This is a genomic window from Terriglobia bacterium (genome assembly GCA_020072565.1).
Classification (GTDB): Bacteria; Acidobacteriota; UBA6911; order UBA6911; family UBA6911; genus JAFNAG01.
This window is the reverse complement of record JAIQGI010000135.1, coordinates 1-3,346: the sequence shown is the minus strand read 5'-3', so window position 1 is coordinate 3,346 and position 3,346 is coordinate 1. Positions and strand designations below refer to the sequence as shown.

The 3,346-nt window shown below is 60.4% G+C and carries 4 protein-coding genes; all 4 read left to right on the top strand.

What is annotated here, in order from left to right:
* The first annotated feature begins 52 nt into the window (after positions 1 to 52).
* The gene (locus LAP85_29820; protein MBZ5500608.1) at positions 53 to 319 is read left to right on the top strand and encodes a Y4bD/Y4pK family protein; all 267 of its coding nucleotides are present in this window, start codon (positions 53 to 55) and stop codon (positions 317 to 319) included.
* Positions 320 to 519: 200 nt separating this feature from the next.
* Entirely contained in the window at positions 520 to 987 is a 468-nt protein-coding gene (locus LAP85_29815) for a helix-turn-helix domain-containing protein (GenBank protein MBZ5500607.1), read from the top strand.
* A gap of 29 nt (positions 988 to 1,016) precedes the next feature.
* Positions 1,017 to 1,265 carry a hypothetical protein gene (locus LAP85_29810; protein ID MBZ5500606.1) on the top strand — a complete coding sequence of 83 codons (249 nt, stop codon included), beginning with the start codon at positions 1,017 to 1,019 and terminating at the stop codon, positions 1,263 to 1,265.
* Positions 1,262 to 3,322: a recombinase family protein gene (locus LAP85_29805; protein ID MBZ5500605.1), complete on the top strand. Its 2,061-nt coding sequence runs from the start codon at positions 1,262 to 1,264 to the stop codon at positions 3,320 to 3,322. The genes LAP85_29810 and LAP85_29805 overlap by 4 nt, the downstream gene beginning before the upstream one ends.
* Positions 3,323 to 3,346: the final 24 nt, after the last annotated feature.

The following is a 3,346-nucleotide window of genomic DNA, read 5'->3' as shown; positions in this document are numbered from 1 at the left end:
GTGTTCGACCAATCGACCAACTGCATGTCGCGCCGGAGAGATGACTTCGCCTATCCGGATTACGCACCCCTTTCACCCCCTATTCGGACAAGAGATCGACTGCGTCGAGCGGCGGATCGGATGGGGCGATGACCTGCTCTTCTATCGCGACCGCCTCGGCTATGTTACGGCTCTGCCCACTCGCTGGACGAGCGTCGAGACCGAAGATCCCTTCCTTGTCGTTTCCGCTGGACGCTCGCACTTTCGGGTAACGGACCTGATCGATCTGGCTTCCCTGATAACCGAGATTCAAGCCCTGGGGGACCGCAATGGAGTGTAAAGTAGATTATGCCGCCAATGTAAGGCCGATTATGCCGGAACTGAATTGCGGACAAAAGACCGGAGCCGACGCGAGCGATACAATATCCAGGATTATAATCCAATTAATACAGGGATTCTCAAGTGTTTCCTCCCATCCTTTGGCCACGGATGCCGGCAAATATCCCTTGACATATCGGCATAAATATGTTTACATGCTTCATGGCCAAAACCAAACCTCCAGACCCAAAGGCCCAAGCCCTCCGGCAACGGGACAGCCTCAATCCTCATCCCGAAAAGGTCGCCGATCCCCTGTTTGCGACCTCGGACTTCTTCGATGCCCGCGACTTGGTCCAGGTCAAGTACGAGATGGTGCGCAAAGTGCAGGTGGACCATCAGCCCGTGGGCAGCAGCGCGACGGCCTTCGGCTTGTCGCGTCCTTCGTTCTATCAGGCCCAGGCCCGGCTCGAGAGCGGCGGTCTGGCAGCCCTGGTACCGCAAAAGCCCGGGCCGCGGCGCCGGCACAAGCTCGACGCCGAGGTGATGACCTTCCTTCAGAAACTGAAGTCCGAAGACCCCTCATTGCGGCCGCCGGATTTGGTCGGGCGCATTCTGGAGCGTTTCGGCCGCAGGGTCCATGTCCGCAGCGTCGAACGGGCGCTTGCGCGCCAGGAAAAAAAACGGCCGTAATCCCCCGCAACCCGGCAACCGACGGTGCGGTGGCGGCCTACGAAGAGCTGCGCAGCCACAGGCTAGCGGGTTCGCCGGGGGGCCCGCATTTTGCCATGGTCGTGCTGTTGAGAGAGGGGATCGCCGCCTGGATCGAGCGCCGCGCCATCTCTCGGGAACTGGCGGCGCAATCGGGGACTCGGCCGGCGCCAAGGCCGGTGCTTTCGGAGCTTCACGCCGAGATCGTACATGTGCTAGCCGATATCGCCTTACAGGGCAGAGAGGAGATGAAATCGTGAGCATCGAATCCAACCAGAAAGTCACTGCCGGCCACCTGAAGCGCGACGCCTACCTGTACGTGCGCCAGTCGACCATGCGGCAGGTTTTCGAGAATAGCGAAAGCACGGAGCGCCAGTACGCGCTGCGCCAGCGCGCCCTTGCACTGGGCTGGCCGGGCGACCGGGTGATCGTGATCGATTCGGATCTGGGCCAGTCGGGCGCTTCCGCGGTCGACCGCGTCGGTTTTCAGAAGCTCGTGACTGAAGTCGGCATGGGCCGCGCCGGCATCGTGCTGGGGCTGGAGGTTTCGCGCCTGGCGCGCAACTCAGCCGACTGGCACAGGCTGCTGGAGATCTGCGCACTGACCGACACTTTGATCCTCGATGAGGACGGCCTCTACGATCCGGCGCACTTCAATGACCGCTTGCTGCTCGGGTTGAAGGGAACCATGAGCGAGGCGGAGCTTCATGTGTTGCGGGCGCGGTTGCGCGGAGGGATTCTCAACAAGGCACGCCGGGGCGAACTGCACTGCGGCCTGCCGGCCGGCTTGATCTATGATGCGCGGGGCTGCATGGTCCTCGATCCCGACCTGCAGGTGCAGGAAACGGTGCGCCTGCTTTTTCAGACCTTCGCCCGCACGGGCACGCTCCGCGCCGCAGTCAAGCACTTCCGGCAGCAGGGTTTGCTTTTCCCGAAACGTACTGGGGCAGGACCACAGAAAGGTCCACTCGTTTGGGCGCCCTTATCGCTTGGACGGGCCTGCAGCGTGATGCACAATCCCTTTTATGCCGGCGCTTATGCATACGGGCGCGGGCGATTCCGCAAGCAGCCTGACGGCCGATATCGGCACGAACATCTGCCCCAGGACGAATGGCAAGTGCTGATTCGCGACGCCCATCCCGGTTACATATCCTGGCAGGAGTACGAGAGCAACCTGCAGCGGCTGCACGCCTCTGCCAAGGCCCTCAGCTTCGAACGCGCTGCGGGACCTCCACGAGAAGGCCCCGCTTTGTTGCAGGGACGGGTTGTCTGCGGCCTTTGCGGCAGTCGCATGCACGTTCATTACAATATCCGCCGCAACGGTGTCATGATCACCAACTATGTCTGCGCGGGACGCACCAGGCTCTTCGGAGATCCCATGTGCCAGAGCATTCTCGGAGCCGGTATCGACGCCGCTGTCAGCCAACTGCTTGTCGAGACGGTGACACCCATGGCCCTTGAATTGACACTTGCCGTGCAGCAGGAGATTGCCGACCGCATCAACGAGGCCGATCGCCTGCGTCATCGCCAAGTTGAACGCGCCCAGTATGAGGCCGATGCTGCCCGTCACCGCTATATGCAAGTCGATCCCGCCAATCGATTGGTCGCCGATACCCTCGAGGCCGACTGGAATGCCAAGTTGCGAGCTCTTGCCGAAGCGCAGGAAGAATATCAGCGTCGCCGTACCGAGGATCGCCTCGTTGTCGACGATACGGAGCGGCAGCGAATTCTTACCATCGCCACAGACTTTCCGGCAATTTGGAACGATCCCCATACGCCACAGCGCGAGCGCAAACGCATGCTCGGCCTGCTCATCGAGGATGTCACCCTGATCAAACAGCGTGACGTTACCGCGGCGGTACGCTTTCGCGGCGGCGCCACTACGACCTTGACCTTGCCGCGCCCCCTGACGCCTCAGCAACTGCGTGCCACTCACGAACTCGTGCGCCGGCAGATTGATGAACTCCTCGACGAGTACACCGATGCACAGGTTGCCCGCATTCTCAACGAACAGAAAATGCGCACCGGTGCCGGCGATACTTTCGATACCGTCAGCGTCAAATGGGTCCGCTATTCTGCCAAAATCAAGAGCTTGAAAGAACGGCTGCTCGACGCTGGTTGGCTGACGGTCAAACAGGTGTCGGCCAGGCTTGGATTGAGCCGCACTTCTATTAGCAAGCTTCGTATTAAGGAAACACTGCAAGGACGTATATGCAATGACCACGGCCAATGGCTATACTGGTTGCCGGAACCGACGCCCAATGATCCTGCCAACGAATCAACCTGTGTCAGTGCAACTGCGGGAGATGCAATATGAAAACTGATCCTTTGAGTTGGACGT

Coding starts and splice junctions, on each gene's coding strand:
- LAP85_29815 (MBZ5500607.1), top strand. CDS start 520: ATGGCCAAAACCAAACCTCCAGACCCAAAGGCCCAAGCCCTCCGGCAA.